The organism is Lutispora sp. QWL-02, from assembly GCF_058315355.1.
The window spans coordinates 3,868,011-3,885,968 of record NZ_CM177762.1 but is presented as its reverse complement, the minus strand read 5'-3'; the positions used below and the strand labels follow the sequence as shown (position 1 = coordinate 3,885,968).

Genomic DNA, 17,958 nt, shown 5'->3' with positions numbered 1-17,958 from the left:
AAAGTTCAGTGCCTTTCAGTGGTTCAATAAACCCCAGAGGCATACCTGATTATTAATAGAAGAGGTGAATATAAATGGATGATAGATTGACTTATAAGAACGCCGGAGTAGACGTCGAAGCCGGATATGAAGCGGTCAAGCTTATGAAGGAGCATGTGAAAAAGACCAATATACCCGGCGTCATGGGCAACCTGGGAAGCTTCGGAGGCTTCTTTATGCCCAATTTATCAGGCATGAAAGAGCCGGTTTTGGTCTCCGGAACCGACGGAGTAGGAACAAAGCTTCAGATAGCCTTCATGATGGATAAGCATGACACCATAGGCATTGACTGTGTCGCTATGTGTGTAAATGATATAGCCTGCCACGGAGCAAAGCCCCTGTTTTTCCTTGACTACATAGGCACAGGCAGGCTTAACCCCAAAAAAGCAGAAGCCATTGTCAAAGGGATATGCGACGGCTGCATAGATGCGGGCTGCGCCTTGATAGGAGGAGAGACTGCGGAGATGCCCGGCTTTTATCAGGATGAGGAGTATGACCTCGCAGGCTTTGCCGTAGGTGCAGTAGATAAGCCTAAGGTCATCAACGGAGAAAAGATGGAGCAGGGTGATGTTATCATAGGGCTTCAATCCAGCGGTATACATAGCAATGGATACTCTTTGGTAAGGAAGCTTTTCTTTGGAGTCAATGATTATAAAGTAGATCATAAATTCCCGGAGCTTACGGGCTTACTTGGCGAAGAACTGCTAAAGCCTACAAGAATATATGTAAAAACCATCCTCAGCCTTATAGAAGGGCATGATATAAAGGGGATAGCGCATATAACCGGCGGCGGATTTATTGAGAACATTCCCAGAACCATCCCGCAGGGCTTAAAAGCAAAAATAGAGATGGGAAGCTGGGAGATACTCCCGATATTCAAGCTTATGAAGGATTTAGGCAAGATTGAAGATCAGGTATTATATAATACATTCAACATGGGGATAGGCCTTGTCATGATGGTGGACAAAGCTGAAGCAGACAGCGTAATGGCTTCCCTTAAGGCTATGGGAGAAAAGGCATACATTATTGGAGAGATCGCAGCGGGAGAAGGGGGTATGGAGCTTTGCAAAAAATAAGGATTGGTGTTTTGATTTCCGGCGGCGGCACTAATCTTCAAGCTTTGATTGATGACATCGAAAAGGGAAAGATAAAGGGCGCAATCTCTATAGTCATATCTGATAAAAAAGATGCCTATGGCTGTGATCGAGCCAAAAAACATGGAATAGAAGCCATAGTCATAGATAAAAAGAGCTTCTGTGATAATGATGAATTCATGGACTGCCTTATAGATGAATTGGAAAAACACAAAGTAGACTTAGTGGTATTGGCCGGATTCTTAAGTATCTTGTCCAAAGCATTTATAGAAAAATACAGGAATAGGATAATGAACGTACATCCTTCCCTCATACCTGCTTTTTGCGGCAAGGGCTATTATGGGCAAAAGGTTCATAAAGCGGTGCTGGAATACGGAGCCAAGATTTCCGGTGCTACTGTTCATTTCGTTGATGAAGGAGCAGATACAGGCCCCATAATTTTGCAGCAAGCTGTGGGGGTAGAGGATGATGATACACCGGAAGCCCTGGCAGCCAGGGTGCTGGAGGCTGAACATAAGCTGCTGCCCGAAGCAGTAAGGCTGTATTGTGACGGCAAGCTCGAGATAGAAGGCAGAAAAGTTAGAATTAACACGGGCAAATAGGCTGATAGGATTTGAGTATGCCGCTGGGGTCCTGGAAACGGGGAACACGGAATTACACTGAATCTTTCACGGATTTTCACGGAGGAAAGAGAACCGTTTAAAGACGCTGATATTATGGTAAATAGTTCGTTTATCATGATAATATTCTAGCGTACCAGCGATGAAGCAATAAGTTAGAATAAACACAGCTTTCGTGAAATTTAGTGAACCCTTTAGTGCCTTTTCGTGGTTAAATAAGACCCGTAAGGAATGCCCTAATGCTAGAGGCTAGCAGCCAGAAGCTAGTGGCTGACCTAAGAGGGTAAAATAAAAATGAAAGGTGATAGTTATGATAAAACGTGCACTGATAAGTGTTTCAGATAAAACCGGCATAATCGATTTTGCTAAAAAGCTGGACGAAAAGGGCATAGAGATAATATCAACGGGAGGTACTGCAAAGGCATTATCTGATGAAGGCATTAAGGTCATATCCATATCCGACGTTACGGGCTTTCCGGAATGTCTGGACGGAAGGGTAAAGACTCTTCACCCCAACATATTCGCCGGCTTGCTCGCCATGAGAGAAAAGCGGGATCATATGGAGACCTTAGAAAAGCTACACATCAACACCATTGATATGGTGGTGGTAAACCTCTATCCCTTCAAGAAAACTATAGAAAAGGATGGAGTGCTCCTTGAGGAAGCCATTGAAAACATTGATATAGGCGGTCCATCCATGCTTAGAGCAGCAGCCAAAAACTATAAGCATGTAGCTGTCATTACCGACCCATCGGATTATGATATGGTTTTGGATGAAATCATGAAAACAGGCCAAGTGACAGATAAAACAAGATTTAAGCTGGCAGCTAAGGTTTTCAATCATACCGCTCATTATGACGCTCTCATAGCTTCTTATCTATGGGAAAAAGCTGAGATGGAGAAGTATCCGCAGCTTCTGACCCTTACCTATGAGAAGGCACAGGACTTGAGATATGGTGAAAACCCTCATCAAAGCGCGGCCTATTATAAGGACGCATTGAAAACTACCGGCAGGCTCCATAATGCAGAGCAGTTAAACGGCAAGGAGCTTTCCTATAATAATATAAATGATGCAAATGCTGCTTTGGAGCTTTTAAAGGAGTTTAATGAGCCTGCCTGCATAGCCGTCAAGCATGCTAATCCTTGCGGCGCAGGTGTGGGAAAGAATATTTTCGAGGCATATGAGAAAGCCTATGAAGGAGATTCCATATCTATCTTTGGCGGCATCGTAGCTGTCAATGAAGAGATTGATGAAAAGACGGCTGAAGAATTGGCTAAGATATTCCTGGAGATAGTTATAGCACCTTCATATAGCGATAGGGCTTTGGAAATCTTGAGAGAAAAGAAAAATCTGAGAGTTTTGAAGCTGGAGGATATAAGGATCAGACCTGAAGAGGCTTATGAGCTGAAGAGGGTATCCGGCGGTCTGCTGATTCAGGATTCTGACTACAAGGATTTCTCCGCTGAAGACATAAGCTATGTGACTGAGAAGAAGCCTACAGAACAAGAGATGAAGGACTTGCTATTTGCTTGGAAGGTAGTAAAGCATGTAAAGTCCAACGCTATTGTAATAGCCAAGGATGGAAGGACATTAGGCGTAGGGCCCGGCCAGACGAACAGGATCTGGTCTGCAGAAATGAGTATAGACAGGGCTGGAGAACAGGTAAAAGGAGCAGTTATGGCATCCGATGCATTCTTCCCCTTTCCGGATGTCGCAGCTGCCGCAGCCAATGCCGGTATAAGAGCCATCATCCAGCCCGGTGGCTCTTTAAAGGACAAGGACTCTGTTGAGGTATGCAATAAAGAAGGCATAGCCATGATATTTACAGGAATGAGACATTTCAAACATTAAGAGAGGTGAAATGTATGAAGGTTTTGGTAGTTGGAAGCGGCGCCAGAGAGCATGCTATTATATGGAAACTGCTTCAAAGCCCAAAGGTAAGCTACATCTGCTGTGCTCCGGGCAATGGAGGCATAAGGCAGATGGCGGAATGTGTCAATATAAAAGCCGATAATGTGGAAGGTTTATGCCGGTTTGCTAAGAATAATAAAATAGATCTTACCGTAGTAGGGCCTGAGCTGCCCTTAAGCCTTGGAATAGTTGACTATTTCCAAAGCCGAGGCCTGAGGATATTCGGGCCTGCTCAAAATGCGGCTTTATTGGAAAGCAGCAAAGCCTTTGCAAAGGACTTGATGCAAAAATATGATATACCTACTGCAAGATACAAGACCTATGAGGATGCAGCTTTGGCCAGGATGGACGCGGAAAGCTTCGGACTTCCTGTGGTTATAAAGGCGGACGGCTTGGCAGCAGGCAAAGGGGTAATAATTGCCGGCACAAAAGAAGAAGCCGTAAAAGCCATAGATGATATAATGATGGATAAGCATTTTGGGGATGCAGGGAACAAGGTGGTTATAGAAGAGTTTTTACAAGGCAAGGAGGCCTCTATATTGGCCTTTGTAGACGGCAAAACTGCTTTGCCGATGGTGAGCGCACAGGATTATAAGAGAGTCTTTGATAACGATAAGGGGCTCAACACAGGAGGAATGGGCGCCATCTCTCCGGCACCTCATTATGATGACAAGACGGCGGCTATTGCTATGGAGAAGATCATAATCCCCACTGTAGAGGCTATGAATAAGGAAGGCAGACCCTATAGGGGTGTGCTATACTTTGGATTGATGATTACTGAGAACGGACCTAAGGTAATAGAGTACAACTGCCGCTTCGGAGATCCGGAGACAGAGGCAGTGCTCCTAAGATTGGAAAGCGATTTGGCGGAGATAATGGAAGCAGTTATAGAAGAAAGGCTTCATGAGATTGATGTAGAGTGGAATGATGATGCGGCCGTGTGCGTGGTAATGGCTTCGGGAGGTTACCCGGAGAATTATGAAAAAGGCCATGAGATAAAAGGGCTGACGGCTGCAGAAGAAGGAATCATATTCCATGCAGGGACAAAATATGCTGATGGCAAGGTTGTGACCGACGGAGGCAGAGTGTTGGTATTCTCGGCTCTCGGCTCTTCACTGGACGAAGCCAGGGAGGTTGCATACAGGGACATGGGCAAGGTCAGCTTTACCGGCTGCCATTACAGGAAGGATATCGGACTGCTGCGATAGGGATTTTAAAGAATACGGATTAACGCGGAAGAGTATTTATTTTATCGATACTATAGTAAGGAATAAGCATATGTGTAAGTGATCAATACCTTTGTGAACTGCACATATGCTTATTCTGTTTCGCTGCAGTGATATTTTTCTATACGATTGATATCTTTTGTGCCTTTTAGTGTAAATCCTCCGTGCCTTCCAGTAAAATTCAGTGCCCTTCTGTGGTTTCAGTCCGCTATCCTCCACGGCCTAAAAGGAATACCCATGACCAGAGGCTAGCAGCTATTTACCTATACTTCAAATATAATGCCGTGATATAATGATGATAAAGCCAATATAAGAGAATGGAGAGTTGTATATGCAAGAACATAGGCCAAAAGCCCCAAATCCATATATTATACTTATCCTTGCGGTATTATCAGTTTCTACCTCATCAATTTTTGTAAGGTATTCTGATGCACCGGCTATGATAATCTCAGCCTATAGGATGCTGTTTACATTATTGATGATAGGTCCTGTTGTATTTGTGAAGCATAGGGAGGAATTAGCGAAGATCAGTGGCAGAGATATGCTGTATGCAATCGCAAGCGGCTTTTTCCTCGCATTGCACTTTGCAACCTGGATCACCTCACTCAAGCTGACCACCGTATCGGCTTCTACGGTTCTGGTCCAGATGTCTCCCATATTTGTTGTGGCGGGCTCCTTTATATTCTTCAAGGAGGGCATAAGCAAGGCCTCTCTCATGGGTGTGCTTACAGCTGTCGTCGGCAGTGCATTTGTTGGCATAACGGACTTCAAAGTGGGAGGCACCGCGCTAATGGGTGATTTTCTGGCCCTGGCGGGAGCTTTCTTTATAGCCGGATATTTGCTCATAGGAAGAGAACTGAGAAAAAGGATAATGCTTTTGCCTTATACCTTCATTGTATATGGAAGCTGCACATTGTTTTTGCTGCTAGGATGCATTTTAATGGATATTCCTCTTTATCCATACTCTCCAAATAACTATGCAATATTTTTTGCATTGGCTTTCTTTTGCACCATATTGGGACATACTGTTTTCAATTGGGCATTGAAATATGTGCCGGCATATACCGTATCCATATGCAGCCTGCTTGAGCCGATAGGTGCCACATTTTTGGCGTTTCTGTTTTTGGGTGAAGTACCGGGTTTGATGCAAATTCTCGGTCAAATACTTGTTTTAACAGGACTATACATATTTATTTCAAAAAGCAAATAGGATTGTTATCAAAAATTCAACAAATTTTAGAAAATCATGAAAGGATTGATGCCGTAAATTCGGCGATAATCCTTTCTTGCTGTGAAAAAAATTATAGAAGAGCCGTAATTTTATCTAATTTTGTAAAAGAAATATTGATGAGAATTTTAATCAATGGCTGTAATGCATTGAATTCTCCGAGATTAGAGAAAATAAACTATATTTGGCATAATACTTGCTAAAAAATTAACAATGTAGCGCTCGTTTTTCAATAGCGCTGCAAAGTGCTTGCATATTGTGAGGAGGTAAAGATATGAATTTTAACCTGACGAAAGAACAGGAAATGGTCAGAAAGCTCATGCATGAGTTTGCAGAGAAAGAGGTTAAGCCTATCGCTGCGGAGATTGATGAAGAAGGAAGATTCCCAAGAGAGACGGTAGAGAAGATGGCCAGATATTCTATGATGGGCATACCGTTTCCAAAGGAGCTTGGCGGCGCCGGCGGAGATACTTTATCCTATATAATTGCAGTTGAAGAATTATCACGGGTTTGCGGAACCACAGGGGTTATATTATCGGCCCATACTTCCCTGGGTGCACATCCCATATACCAGTTTGGGACTGAGGAACAGAAAGAAAAATATTTGAAGCCCCTTGCAGAAGGCAGATACCTGGGAGCTTTCGGGCTTACAGAACCTAATGCAGGTACTGATGCGGCTTCTCAGCAGACCACGGCTGTTTTGGACGGCGACCATTATATACTGAACGGCAGCAAGGTTTTCATTACGAATGGCGGAGAATCAGATATATATATAATTTTTGCAATGACGGATAAATCAAAGGGAACAAGGGGCATCAGCGCTTTCATGGTAGAAAAGGATTTCCCGGGCTTCTCCATAGGCAAAATAGAAAACAAAATGGGCATAAGGGGTTCCAGCACTTCAGAGCTTATCTTTGAAGAATGCAGAGTCCCGAAAGAAAACCTTTTAGGCCAGGAGGGCAAAGGCTTTGGAATAGCTATGCAGACCCTGGACGGAGGCAGGATAGGTATAGCGGCCCAAGCCTTGGGCATAGCTCAGGGAGCCTTGGATGAATGTACAAAATATATGAAGGAAAGAAAACAGTTTGGCAAGCCTCTGGCAGCCTTCCAGGGACTTCAATGGATGTATGCGGATATGGCAACAAAGGTTCAGGCTTCAAGATTCCTGGTATATAACGCAGCGGTGAAAAAGGATAAGAAGCTGCCTTTCGCCACTGAGGCAGCTATGGCAAAGCTGTTCGCAGCGGAGACTGCTATGGAAGTGACCACCAATGCGGTGCAGATACACGGCGGTTATGGTTACATCAAGGATTATCCTATCGAGCGGATGATGAGAGATGCAAAGATAACTGAAATATATGAAGGTACTTCACAGGTGCAGAAGATGGTAATAGCTGCAAGCCTGCTTAAGTAGACGGAGGTGCGATGTGATGAAGATAGTTGTTTGCATAAAGCAAGTCCCGGATACCAATGAGGTAAAGATAGATCCAAAAACCGGCACCCTCATTAGAGAAGGAGTTCCAAGCATAATCAATCATGATGACAAAAATGCCCTGGAAGAAGCATTGAAGCTGAAGGATAAATATAAGGATGTCCATATAACGGTATTGACTATGGGCCCTCCTCAAGCCGATGTAGCATTAAGAGAAGCCCTGGCCATGGGCGCAGACAGGGCTATATTGATATCAGACAGAGCATTCGCAGGCTCTGATACCTGGGCAACTGCCAAGACCCTCACGGCAGCAGTCAAGAAGATTAAAGACTATGATATCATTTTCTGCGGAAGACAGGCTATAGATGGAGACACAGCTCAGGTAGGACCTCAATTGGCTGAGGATTTGGGTATACCTCAAATAACTTATGTAACCCATTTGGAGATAAACGGCAGCGTAGTAAAAGCTCACAGAGCTCTGGAGGATGGCTACGAAGTTCTTACAACAAAGATGCCCTGCTTGCTGACCGCTATTAAGGAACTGAACCAGCCCAGATATTCCAGTATAAGAGGAATATTTGAAGCATATAATGAAAAAAATGTCGAGGTATGGAATGCCAAGGATATTGATATAAGCTCCGATGAAACCGGGCTTAACAGCTCTCCTACAAATGTCAGACAAACCTTTACTCCCAGCCCCAAGGGACAGGGAATGGTACTGGAAGGAAGCGGACGGGATACGGTCTGTGAACTGCTTTTCAAACTCGGCGAAAAGCATTTAATATAGAGGAGGCGAAAAGGATGAGCGTTACAATATTAAAGGATAAATGCAGAGGATGCAGGCTTTGTCTTAAGGCATGCCCCTTTGATGCCATAAAAATGGAAGACGGCAAAGCTGTCATCAATTATGATAAATGCACCAATTGCGGTGCCTGCGAAGCTTCCTGCAGATTTGAGTCCATATTGGTGGAAAGAGAAGAAAAAAAGACAGGCATAGACTTGTCTGCATATAAGGGAGTCTGGGTTTTTGCGGAGCAGAGGCTGGGCAAGCTCATGTTTACTTCTCTTGAATTATTGGGGGAAGGCAGAAAGCTGGCAGATAAACTGGGTGTGGAATTATCCGCTGTGCTTCTGGGGTACGAGGTCGACGGCATATGCGAGGAGCTCATTCACTTTGGTGCAGATAGGGTAATATATGCGAATCATCGCCTATTGCAAAATTATACCACTGACGGTTATACTAAAGTTATAGCAGACCTCATCAATGAGAAAAGACCGGAAGCTATGATCGTAGGGGCTACCAATATAGGAAGAGACCTGGCGCCAAGGATTGCGGCAAGGCTGAACACAGGCTTGACTGCAGACTGCACAAAGCTTGATATCGATGAAGAGCAGAGAATCCTTCTTCAGACAAGGCCTGCTTTCGGAGGCAATATAATGGCTACTATTGTTACTCCAAAGCATAGGCCCCAGATGGCTACCGTAAGGCCCGGGGTCATGAAAAAGCTGGAGATGGATAAGAGCAGGAAAGGCATCGTTGAAAGCGTTAAGGTCAAGCTTAATGAAGATGATATCAGAGTCAATGTAGAAGAGGTAGTAAAATCAGCCAAGCAAATAGTCAATCTTATAGAAGCCCAGTATATTGTTTCGGGCGGAAGAGGCTTGGGAAACCCTGAGGGCTTCAAGCTCATGAAAGAGCTGGCAGATGCTTTGGGCGGAGTTGTAGGTTCCTCCCGTGCGGCTGTGGATGCCGGCTGGATATCTCATGATCATCAGGTGGGACAGACGGGGAAAACCGTCAGACCAAAGGTCTATATTGCCTGCGGAATATCCGGAGCCATACAGCATCTCGCCGGAATGCAAAGCAGTGATTGCATAATAGCCATCAATAAAAATCCTGATGCACCAATATTTTCTGTTGCCGACTATGGGATAGTAGGCGATCTTTACAAGGTGGTTCCCATGCTCATTGAAGAGGTTAAGAAGTTAAAGGAACAAAATTAAAGGAGGGCACCATATGGAATTTAAGAATCTGTCTTTGACTGAAGATGGAAGAGTGGGGATTATTGCCATAAACAGACCTAAAGCCTTAAATGCTCTCAATACCAAAGTGCTTCTGGAATTGGATGCGGTACTGGATGAACTGGAAAAAAATCCTGAAGTTTATGTAATAGTCTTGACCGGAGAAGGCAAAGCCTTTGTAGCCGGTGCAGACATTGAGGAAATGAAAGACATGACTCCGGATGAAGCAAGGAAATTTGCAGAATTAGGCTCCCGGGTTTTTAAAAAGCTCGAGATTATCAATAAACCTGTAATTGCAGCTGTAAACGGATACGCTCTCGGGGGCGGCTGTGAACTTGCTATGGCATGTGATATAATAATAGCAGGTGAACAGGCAAAATTTGGTCAGCCTGAAACGGGCTTGGGCATAACCCCTGGTTTCGGCGGCACGCAGCGATTGCCAAGGATAGTTGGTACGAAGAGAGCCAAGGAGATTATTTTTACCGGCGAAATCATAGGCGCTGAAGAAGCTTACAGAATTGGGCTCGTCAATAAAGTTGTCCCGCCTAATACATCTTTTCAGGCTGCAATTGAAATGGCTAAAAAAATAGCATCTAAAGGGCAGATCGCAGTAAGAAATGCAAAGGCTGCCATAAATCGCGGCATTGAAACAGATATTGACGGAGGAGTGGCCATAGAAAACCAACTTTTTGCCTTATGTTTTGCAAACACAGACCAGAAGGAAGGCATGACAGCTTTTATAGAAAAGCGCAAAGCAGATTTTAAAAATTAATGGAGGTGCATCATATGAAAGTATTTGTGTTAGGATCCGGCACTATGGGTACAGGCATAGTCCAAACCTTTGCTCAGGCTGGCATAGAAGTCGGCATGAGAGAGAGAACCCCGGGCAAGGGCATGAAGATCATTGTTAAGGGCTTGGATAAGCTTGTGCAAAAAGGCAAAATGACAGAAGAACAAAAGAACAATATTCTTTCCTTTATCAAACCCACTCAAAATCTTGATGACGCAAAAGATGCAGACCTGGTTATAGAAGCTGCTGTAGAGGAGCTTCATCTAAAGAAAGAGCTTTTTGCAGAATTAGATAAAATATGCAAACCTGAAGCTATTTTGGCCACAAATACTTCCTCCTTGTCTATAACTGAAATAGCCGGTGCTACAAGCAGACCCGACAAGATAATAGGAATGCACTTTTTTAATCCGGTGCCTTTGATGAAGCTTGTAGAGGTAATAAAGGGGATAGCCACATCGCAAGAAACCAGAGATAAGATATTCCAATTAGCCGAGCAGGTAGGTAAAAAGCCTGTTGAAGTTGAAGAAGCTCCTGGTTTTGTAGTAAACAGAATACTTATCCCTATGATAAACGAAGCAGTTGCCATATTGGCAGAGGGTGTAGCCAAAGCTGAAGATATAGATGAGGCTATGAAGCTTGGCGCCAACCATCCCATGGGACCCTTAGCTTTGGCAGACCTCATAGGCAATGATGTATGTCTTGCCATCATGGAAGTATTATACACCGAATTCGGTGATTCCAAATATAGACCCCACCCTCTCCTCAGAAAGATGGTAAGAGGAAATCTTCTGGGCAGAAAGACTGGCAAGGGCTTCTACGACTATAGCAGATAGAAGCATAAGCCGCTTTTATCTCGGCTCTGATAGATACGATAAATATTATAAGGGCTATAAGCTTAAACAAGCTTATAGCCCTTATAATATTGCAAATTGTGATAAAAGCTGGTACAATGTTTATTATATGTATACAGATGTACGCGAATAGAGAACATAACACTAAAAACATATGTACCCGGCAGTCAAGCACCGCTGATTTACATAAGCAGTGATAAGCTCCCGGATGATATTGGAGGAGATAAGCATGACAAAAGAAAAAATAAAGGTAGGGATAATGGGATTCGGAGTTGTTGGGACAGGCACCTACAGAGTATTGACAGAAAATTCGGAGATGGTAAAAAACCAGACAGGTGCGGAGATAGTTGTAGAGAAAGTCTTTGTGAGAGACAGGCATAAGAGAAGAGCGGTTGAAATACCGGAAAGCTTGCTCACTACCAATCCGGAGGACATAATCGATAATCCGGAAATAGATATAGCAGTGGAGCTTATGGGAGGGCAGGAGCCTGCATATTCCTATATGATGAGGGCTTTGGATAACGGCAAGCATGTGGTTACTGCAAATAAAGAGCTTATGGCCAAAAAGGGAAGGAGTATTCTGGAGAAGGCAGATAGCGCTGGCGTCGGCTTAGGCTTTGAGGCAAGCGTCTGCGGAGGCATACCCATAATAAGAGCCTTCAAAAGATCTCTATGCACCGATAAGGTGGAAAGGATAATGGGAATTGTAAACGGCACTACCAATTATATACTGACTAAGATGGCCCAGGAGTGCAGCAGCTATGAAGATGCATTGAAGGAAGCCCAGGCCAGAGGCTATGCAGAGGCTGATCCCACTGCAGATGTGGAGGGCTATGATGCAGCATACAAGATGGCTATACTTGCTTCTATAGGCTTCCATAGCAAGGTTGATATAAATATGGTGAGAAGAGAAGGGATATCTAAAGTAGGCAAAAGGGATATAGAGTGCGGAAAGGAACTTGGATGGACCATAAAGCTTCTTGGGATTGCAGAGGAGACAGGGGGCGGACTGGAGGTAAAAGTGAGCCCTGTCATGCTTCCCATGGGGCACCCGCTGGCTTCTGTAAATGGAGTTAATAATGCGGTATTTGTAAATTCGGAGGCTGTTGGGGAGCTCATGTTTTATGGACCGGGAGCAGGCCAGATGGCGACAGGAAACTCTGTCGCATCGGATATCATGGAAATAGCCAGGCAGATTGCATCTGAAAACAAAATGCTCCCAAACTGCAGCTGCCTTGCTGATAAGGTCTTTGCAAAAGAGTACAGCTCCAGTTTTTATATAAGATTGAATGCAATGAATAAGCCCGGGGTGCTGGGGAAGATTGCCGGTGTATTTGGCGCCTTTGGAGTCAGCCTGGAGTCTGTGCTTCAGAAAAAAACCGAAGGAGAATCTGCGGAGATCGTGTGGATCACCTCAAAGGTAAAGGAGAGCAGCTTTAATAAGGCTCTGGAATCGATAAGAGGCCTCGATGCCGTCAATGAGGTCTGCAGTATTATCAGAGTAGAAGCTAATGGCCATTGTTAATTTTATATCCCTTTGATATAATGAGGCTTAGATGTTTTAAGCTTAATAAAGATTGCAGATACTGATCATTTAAAACAGGCAGTGCATTATAATCACACGCCTCATTGCAGCGGTTTGAGGCAATTGTTAATACAATTGCTTCTGATGCTTAAATCAAATAGGAATAATTTTGCAGGAGATAAAAACATGGCGGAATTAGATTCAAAAGCATTGGAGATAAAAAAATACAGGGCCTATACAGAGCTGCTGGTTACGGCTTTTGGCTGGGCTTTGAGCACTATATTGATAAAGATGTATATAGGGACAGTCCCTCCCTACCATCTCCTCATGGGGAGATTTGTTATAGGTACTCTTTTTATTTTCGCTTTGCAGCCCAAAAATGTGATGAGGATAAAGAAGCAGGATTTAAAAATCGGTATACCCTTAGGTATTTTAGTTTTCGGAGCATATTCTTTCGGCGTGGTATGTCTGAAGTATACCAGTGCATCCAAATCCGGATTTTTGGTTTCACTATCGGTATTGTTCATACCTTTAGTGGATACTATGATCAAGAAGGCTGCTCCTTCCAGATGGACCATAATAAGCGTGGGGATGTCGATGGCAGGTATGAGTCTCATATCCGGGATAAACGGAGGAGGATTTAATTTTGGAGATTTGCTTGCTATTGGCTCGTCTGTAGTATATACGGTTTATATTCTGGCTTTAGACAAGTATGGCAAATATATTGAAGATACCCTGCTGACCTTGATTCAGCTAGCGGTTGTAGCGGTGTTCAGCACACTGGCAGTTGTGTTCTTCGAGGGCTTCAGCATGGCGTATATAAAAGAAGCATTGATTCCTATCCTCATAATAGGGGTTTTATGCACGGGCATGGCCACATTGTGCCAGACCAGGGCTCAGAAGATAGCCAGTCCCGAAAGCGTGGGAATATTGTTTCTGGGCGAACCTCTTTTTACATTGATAATGGCACACTTTGTATTGAATGAAACCATTGTTTTCAGCGGAGTGATCGGGGGACTGCTTATACTTGCAGCTTTGGTCATAGCAGTGTTAAAAAAGATTTAGGAGGGTTATGTCCCTCCTATTTTGTTTTTACATCCTTCCAAACCTTGACCCTGCACCGCTCTTTCACACAGCTGTCTATTGCCTCGCTTTGGGCTTCCATATTGTCCGGATTATAGTTCTCCGGGAAATAATATGCGTTGTACTCTCTTTCAACAATGGGATAATCAGCTCCGTTATAAGTCTCATCGATTATATTTTCATCGATCATATTTCTTTCAGGAGTATTCTTAGCCTTATCCATCGTTACACCTCGTTTCAATGAGTGTTGTAATTGATTTTATTTTTTGTATAAAACATAGGATTATGCTATAGAACTTTGGTATTTTTTCTTAGCTAATGCCAAGATTGAATATTAGTGATGTATAAATCTGACCTTAATAAATTTTTATTAAATGTTATACCCTCTTGTTCAAAATATTGAATAGTATAGATTAGAATAATATAATAGAACATGAGTTCGTTTAGATGACAAGTATAAGATGTGACCAAAAAGATGAATGTTATGGAGGGAAACGAGATGAATGGTAATAGCATACAGTTGCTTGTGGATAGAAGAATCCGCACGGCTTGGGATGAGGAAGAGCAGGAATGGTATTTTTCTGTTGTGGCTGTTTTAACCAATCAAGCAACACCGCGCAGTGCGAGTACATACTAGGCTGTTTTGAAAAAACGATTGATTGAAGAAGGTGCTGAAGGGAGTGTTGCAAAACTACTTTAAGCAGGGAGCTATGCTCTGTTTTCTATTCCTAAAAAGTAAAAAAATCAATGGAAATCTTTTTTGCATTCAGATTCTCACTGATTATTCATTTTCAGGCGCACTTTAATAAACCTATGTATGTTATTCCGATTTTTAGGCTGTTTTTATTTCATGAAGATGTTTGCCGTATCTTTCATTTTGTATTTTTGCATGTAATTTGTTCGCGTTGTAGCCAAAGCACGGGAGTATAAATTCAGTTTTTACGCTGCTTTTACCCCGTGTCAAAAAACGATTGAAATTGTAATCGTTTTTCAGAATTCCAAAAGCTCCTTCAAATTGTATGGAACGGTTGATTCTAAGAAGAATTCCTTCCTCGGTCATTATGCTCTCATAGGATCTTTCGAGTTTTTCTACAAAGGTTTTTGAGATCTGCATCCTCCGGTTCACCTACGCTTTTGTACATTTTGATTTATAGGGGCAGCCAATGCATTATTCATCTTCATATGTTGTAATTTCGCTTCGATAACCTGTAGCCGATTTGCGATGTATAATTCCAACTGGCTTGAGTTGCTTACCATTATGGCAGGTATATATTCGTCCTTTGCCGGGTCATAAAGCATATTCTCTCGTTTGCTGATATCTTTCTTAAAGATTTCTTTCTTCAATGTTTCATGGGCTTGAGATTTTATGTAGCATTTCTGTCTTGGGAGATTCCAACACCCACAACATACTCGCTTTCAACTCCGATCTGCACATTGTAGGCGGGTTTCAGCTGAGCGTTGCGCATATGGCCATCTTTCATATCATATGCATGAAGGTTGCATCCGAGTCGGTTTTTGAATAGTATTTCTTCCTTCGAATAGCTGGTTGCAAGGATCATACTTTTCTCGCCGGGCACTAAACTTCTTAAGGGCTTCTATTTGCTTCTGCAGCTTTGATTTAAGTTTCCCGATGCCATGAACGAAAGTGATATTCTCACTCTTACATTTTCCCTCCAGATAGGAAAGTACTTTTTGTAATTCCTCTAAAGGGCTTTCGTTCGTGACAGCAAACTCAGTCAGATACTCAAGATTGATTTCTTCAATACAGCTCTGAATTTTTTCCAACATCTTGGCTTCATTTTTGTTCACGACCTTCTTCCAAACAAAGGTATATCGGTTTACATTGGCCTCAATTTCTGTGCCATCTACAAAAAGATTCTCAAACGCAATCTTGCCTATTTAGTGTAGGTATTCTACCTGTTGATAGAATAAGTCTTCTACTGCATCAGAAAGGAAGTCTTTCCGAAACCTAGAAATAGTGGAGTGATCCGGAGCTGACCGTCCCTGAAGCAACCACATGATTTTCTACATGCGGCTTCTATTTTTCTATTGGAATAGAGGTTGTTCATGTAAGCATAGGTCAATACTTTGCAAAGGATTTTAGGCTCGACTGCAGGTTTTTTTCGGTAGAAGAGTATGCCTAGTGTAATTTTGTGTTTTGCATAACTTAACTCGTTGTGCTAGCTTTGATTTACCAAAAATCTACGAATGAAAAACTCCAACATATTATGTAACCTATCACTAATAGCGACAAAAATGATAGGGGGTCACATATATGCTGGAGCTTGATAGAACTTATTCTATCAAAGAAATTGGAGATTTAAAAGACTTTGTAACTGTCGCTTATGTCATAATTGACGACATTTACCAGGATGTTACTCCAACACATATTAAAAATCGTTGTAATATCAATACTTCTAAGATGAGTGATAGTGAAATAATTACCTTAAGTATTGTTGCTGAATTACTAACCATTGATTCCGAAAATGCCTGGTTTGGTTTCTGTAAGAAGAATATGAGAGACTTGTTTCCAAGGCTCTGCAGTAGGTCTAGGTTTAATAGAACAAGAAGAAACCTTCATGCAGTAATAGAAGAAATCAGAAAGAAGATTTCTGCTCTTACAGAACATATAAACCAGCCATACAGGATTATTGACAGCATTCCTATTCCAGTATGCAAGTTTGGAAGAGCGCATTTTCATAAGACATTTAAAGGATTTGGCGCTACTTATGGTAAATGTGCCTCCAAAAAGGAAACATATCTGGGATATAAACTACACATGCTTGCAACCATAGATGGTTTCATAACTGATGCTGTAATTACCTCTGCTAACATTGATGACAGAGCAGCTACCTGGGATTTAATCAGTGGCTATAGCAATATCACTATGTTTGGTGATAAAGGTTATATAGGTGATGATTTTGCTGCAGACCTAAAAGCTGAAAAAGATATTAATATCTTGCCTCTTAAAAGGAATAGCAGCAAAATCCAATTCCCTAAGGAACTGCGTCAAACCATCTTTAGATTAAGGCGAAGGATTGAAACATCAGCGTCCCAACTAGTTTGCCAACTCAATATTGAAAGAGTACTTGCGAAGTCTTTTTGGGGGCTGCAAACAAGGATTAAAACCAAGCTATTAGCGTATAACTTGTGTTATTACATCAATAAACTTATAGGCCGTGAGTCACATTCAAGAATCAAAGAGTTAGTATTTGGATAATTAATCCACATAGGTACTATCTATCAGGGATTTTATATCCTCATTCATTGGTATAATATTCCTTTAGTTGAAATCAAATTACCTAGCACAAGAGGTTAACTTAATTATACTGGATTTGCGGGTTCTTCTGAATTCGCATTTTCCATTTTCGATCATAAAAAGGGAGCTGCTACACAACTAACTATTTGTTAGTTGTGCAACAGCTCCTTAGAGTATGTATGGCGACATTTCTATGATGCTATAAGACTAGCAGATTTACTTTTTAATACGAGGGATCCACTTTCTAAACATAGGTTAAAAGATAGGGTTTTCCTTCCACATGTAAAGAAATCAATATCAAGTAAATATTCTTCTATTCTGTATTTCCTCATACTGAAATCATCAAACCTAACTTCTACTATAATACCTTCACCAAATATTCGATGTACAATTTGGTCGCCATCCTGGTAGCAGCATTTCTCTTTGATGAGGTCGTCAGAAATATTACTTATCATAGTGTTTATCCCCCTTTGCAATTTGTTAATAATATTATTGCACAGATCGAATGAAGTGTCAACAATAAAATATAATATAAAACAATGTTTACAAATTTAAAATAAAGTGGTATTATACAGATAAAGAATTAAATAAGGAGGCTGGCAGCATGAAAAATAAGTATTATAGAGTGATTGTAGCTTGCGGACATGTTGGGTCAGGCAGATCAATAGAAATTACGAGATATTTTGAAGCAGAAAGTGCAGTGAAATGCTATATTGATGCCTACTATATGCCTCGAGCGAAGAAGAATAATGACTGTGTGAAGCTTGTAGAGGAAATAGCTTATCTAGAATATAGTCGAAGTAGGAATGAAGAGAGTAGCAACTATTATCTGAGTACACATAAGAATTCAGTTAAGAGAGCATCGTAACAGAAGAAA

The 17,958-nt window shown here is 42.1% G+C and carries 17 protein-coding genes and 1 pseudogene; 15 read left to right on the top strand and 3 right to left on the bottom strand.

Annotated elements, in window-relative coordinates:
- Positions 1 to 74 precede the first annotated feature (74 nt).
- The 12 genes from purM (at position 75) to AC4HCY_RS18465 (ending at position 13,804) form a co-directional block, all read left to right on the top strand.
- Positions 75 to 1,115 (top strand): phosphoribosylformylglycinamidine cyclo-ligase, encoded by a 1,041-nt coding sequence (purM, locus tag AC4HCY_RS18520; protein ID WP_491094849.1) that lies wholly within the window; start codon positions 75 to 77, stop codon positions 1,113 to 1,115.
- The gene (gene purN / locus AC4HCY_RS18515) at positions 1,103 to 1,735 is read left to right on the top strand and encodes a phosphoribosylglycinamide formyltransferase (protein ID WP_323432033.1); all 633 of its coding nucleotides are present in this window, start codon (positions 1,103 to 1,105) and stop codon (positions 1,733 to 1,735) included. The genes purM and purN overlap by 13 nt, the downstream gene beginning before the upstream one ends.
- Positions 1,736 to 2,063: 328 nt before the next feature.
- Complete coding sequence (gene purH, locus AC4HCY_RS18510) at positions 2,064 to 3,605, top strand: bifunctional phosphoribosylaminoimidazolecarboxamide formyltransferase/IMP cyclohydrolase (protein ID WP_491094848.1); 1,542 nt, start codon at positions 2,064 to 2,066, stop codon at positions 3,603 to 3,605.
- Between the two features lie 14 nt (positions 3,606 to 3,619).
- On the top strand, positions 3,620 to 4,873 hold the full coding sequence (gene purD / locus AC4HCY_RS18505; protein ID WP_323432031.1) for a phosphoribosylamine--glycine ligase: 1,254 nt from the start codon (positions 3,620 to 3,622) through the stop codon (positions 4,871 to 4,873).
- Positions 4,874 to 5,222: 349 nt separating this feature from the next.
- Positions 5,223 to 6,101: a DMT family transporter gene (locus tag AC4HCY_RS18500; protein WP_323432030.1), complete on the top strand. Its 879-nt coding sequence runs from the start codon at positions 5,223 to 5,225 to the stop codon at positions 6,099 to 6,101.
- Between the two features lie 292 nt (positions 6,102 to 6,393).
- Positions 6,394 to 7,533, top strand: a complete 1,140-nt coding sequence (locus tag AC4HCY_RS18495) for an acyl-CoA dehydrogenase (protein WP_491094847.1) — start codon at positions 6,394 to 6,396, stop codon at positions 7,531 to 7,533.
- 16 nt (positions 7,534 to 7,549) lie between these two features.
- Complete coding sequence (locus AC4HCY_RS18490; protein ID WP_255226257.1) at positions 7,550 to 8,338, top strand: electron transfer flavoprotein subunit beta/FixA family protein; 789 nt, start codon at positions 7,550 to 7,552, stop codon at positions 8,336 to 8,338.
- Positions 8,339 to 8,352: 14 nt separating this feature from the next.
- Positions 8,353 to 9,555: an electron transfer flavoprotein subunit alpha gene (locus AC4HCY_RS18485; protein WP_323432028.1), complete on the top strand. Its 1,203-nt coding sequence runs from the start codon at positions 8,353 to 8,355 to the stop codon at positions 9,553 to 9,555.
- 13 nt (positions 9,556 to 9,568) lie between these two features.
- Positions 9,569 to 10,345 (top strand): short-chain-enoyl-CoA hydratase, encoded by a 777-nt coding sequence (locus AC4HCY_RS18480; protein ID WP_491094846.1) that lies wholly within the window; start codon positions 9,569 to 9,571, stop codon positions 10,343 to 10,345.
- A gap of 14 nt (positions 10,346 to 10,359) precedes the next feature.
- Positions 10,360 to 11,196 carry a 3-hydroxybutyryl-CoA dehydrogenase gene (locus AC4HCY_RS18475; RefSeq protein ID WP_323432027.1) on the top strand — a complete coding sequence of 279 codons (837 nt, stop codon included), beginning with the start codon at positions 10,360 to 10,362 and terminating at the stop codon, positions 11,194 to 11,196.
- Positions 11,197 to 11,443: 247 nt separating this feature from the next.
- A complete protein-coding gene (locus AC4HCY_RS18470) occupies positions 11,444 to 12,739 on the top strand; it encodes a homoserine dehydrogenase (protein WP_323432026.1) in 1,296 nt (431 codons plus the stop codon).
- 186 nt (positions 12,740 to 12,925) lie between these two features.
- A complete protein-coding gene (locus AC4HCY_RS18465) occupies positions 12,926 to 13,804 on the top strand; it encodes a DMT family transporter (protein WP_323432025.1) in 879 nt (292 codons plus the stop codon).
- Between the two features lie 16 nt (positions 13,805 to 13,820).
- On the opposite strand, the gene AC4HCY_RS18460 is transcribed toward AC4HCY_RS18465, so the two are convergent.
- Positions 13,821 to 14,045 (bottom strand): hypothetical protein, encoded by a 225-nt coding sequence (locus AC4HCY_RS18460; protein WP_491094845.1) that lies wholly within the window; start codon positions 14,043 to 14,045, stop codon positions 13,821 to 13,823.
- A 276-nt stretch (positions 14,046 to 14,321) separates the two neighbouring features.
- Here AC4HCY_RS18460 and AC4HCY_RS18455 point away from each other — a divergent pair, with 276 nt between their 5' ends.
- Positions 14,322 to 14,459, top strand: a complete 138-nt coding sequence (locus tag AC4HCY_RS18455; protein ID WP_491094844.1) for a hypothetical protein — start codon at positions 14,322 to 14,324, stop codon at positions 14,457 to 14,459.
- A 195-nt stretch (positions 14,460 to 14,654) separates the two neighbouring features.
- On the opposite strand, the pseudogene AC4HCY_RS18450 reads toward AC4HCY_RS18455, so the two are convergent.
- Positions 14,655 to 15,962 (bottom strand): annotated as a pseudogene (locus tag AC4HCY_RS18450) (transposase); the annotation flags it as partial.
- Between the two features lie 135 nt (positions 15,963 to 16,097).
- On the opposite strand from AC4HCY_RS18450, the gene AC4HCY_RS18445 reads away from it, so the two are divergent.
- Positions 16,098 to 17,042, top strand: coding sequence for an IS982 family transposase (locus tag AC4HCY_RS18445; protein ID WP_491094843.1), 945 nt, complete (start codon positions 16,098 to 16,100; stop codon positions 17,040 to 17,042).
- 230 nt (positions 17,043 to 17,272) lie between these two features.
- Here the strand turns inward: AC4HCY_RS18445 and AC4HCY_RS18440 are convergent, their stop codons facing one another.
- Positions 17,273 to 17,536: a hypothetical protein gene (locus AC4HCY_RS18440; RefSeq protein ID WP_491094842.1), complete on the bottom strand. Its 264-nt coding sequence runs from the start codon at positions 17,534 to 17,536 to the stop codon at positions 17,273 to 17,275.
- Between the two features lie 149 nt (positions 17,537 to 17,685).
- On the opposite strand from AC4HCY_RS18440, the gene AC4HCY_RS18435 reads away from it, so the two are divergent.
- Positions 17,686 to 17,949 carry a hypothetical protein gene (locus AC4HCY_RS18435; RefSeq protein WP_491094841.1) on the top strand — a complete coding sequence of 88 codons (264 nt, stop codon included), beginning with the start codon at positions 17,686 to 17,688 and terminating at the stop codon, positions 17,947 to 17,949.
- Positions 17,950 to 17,958: the final 9 nt, after the last annotated feature.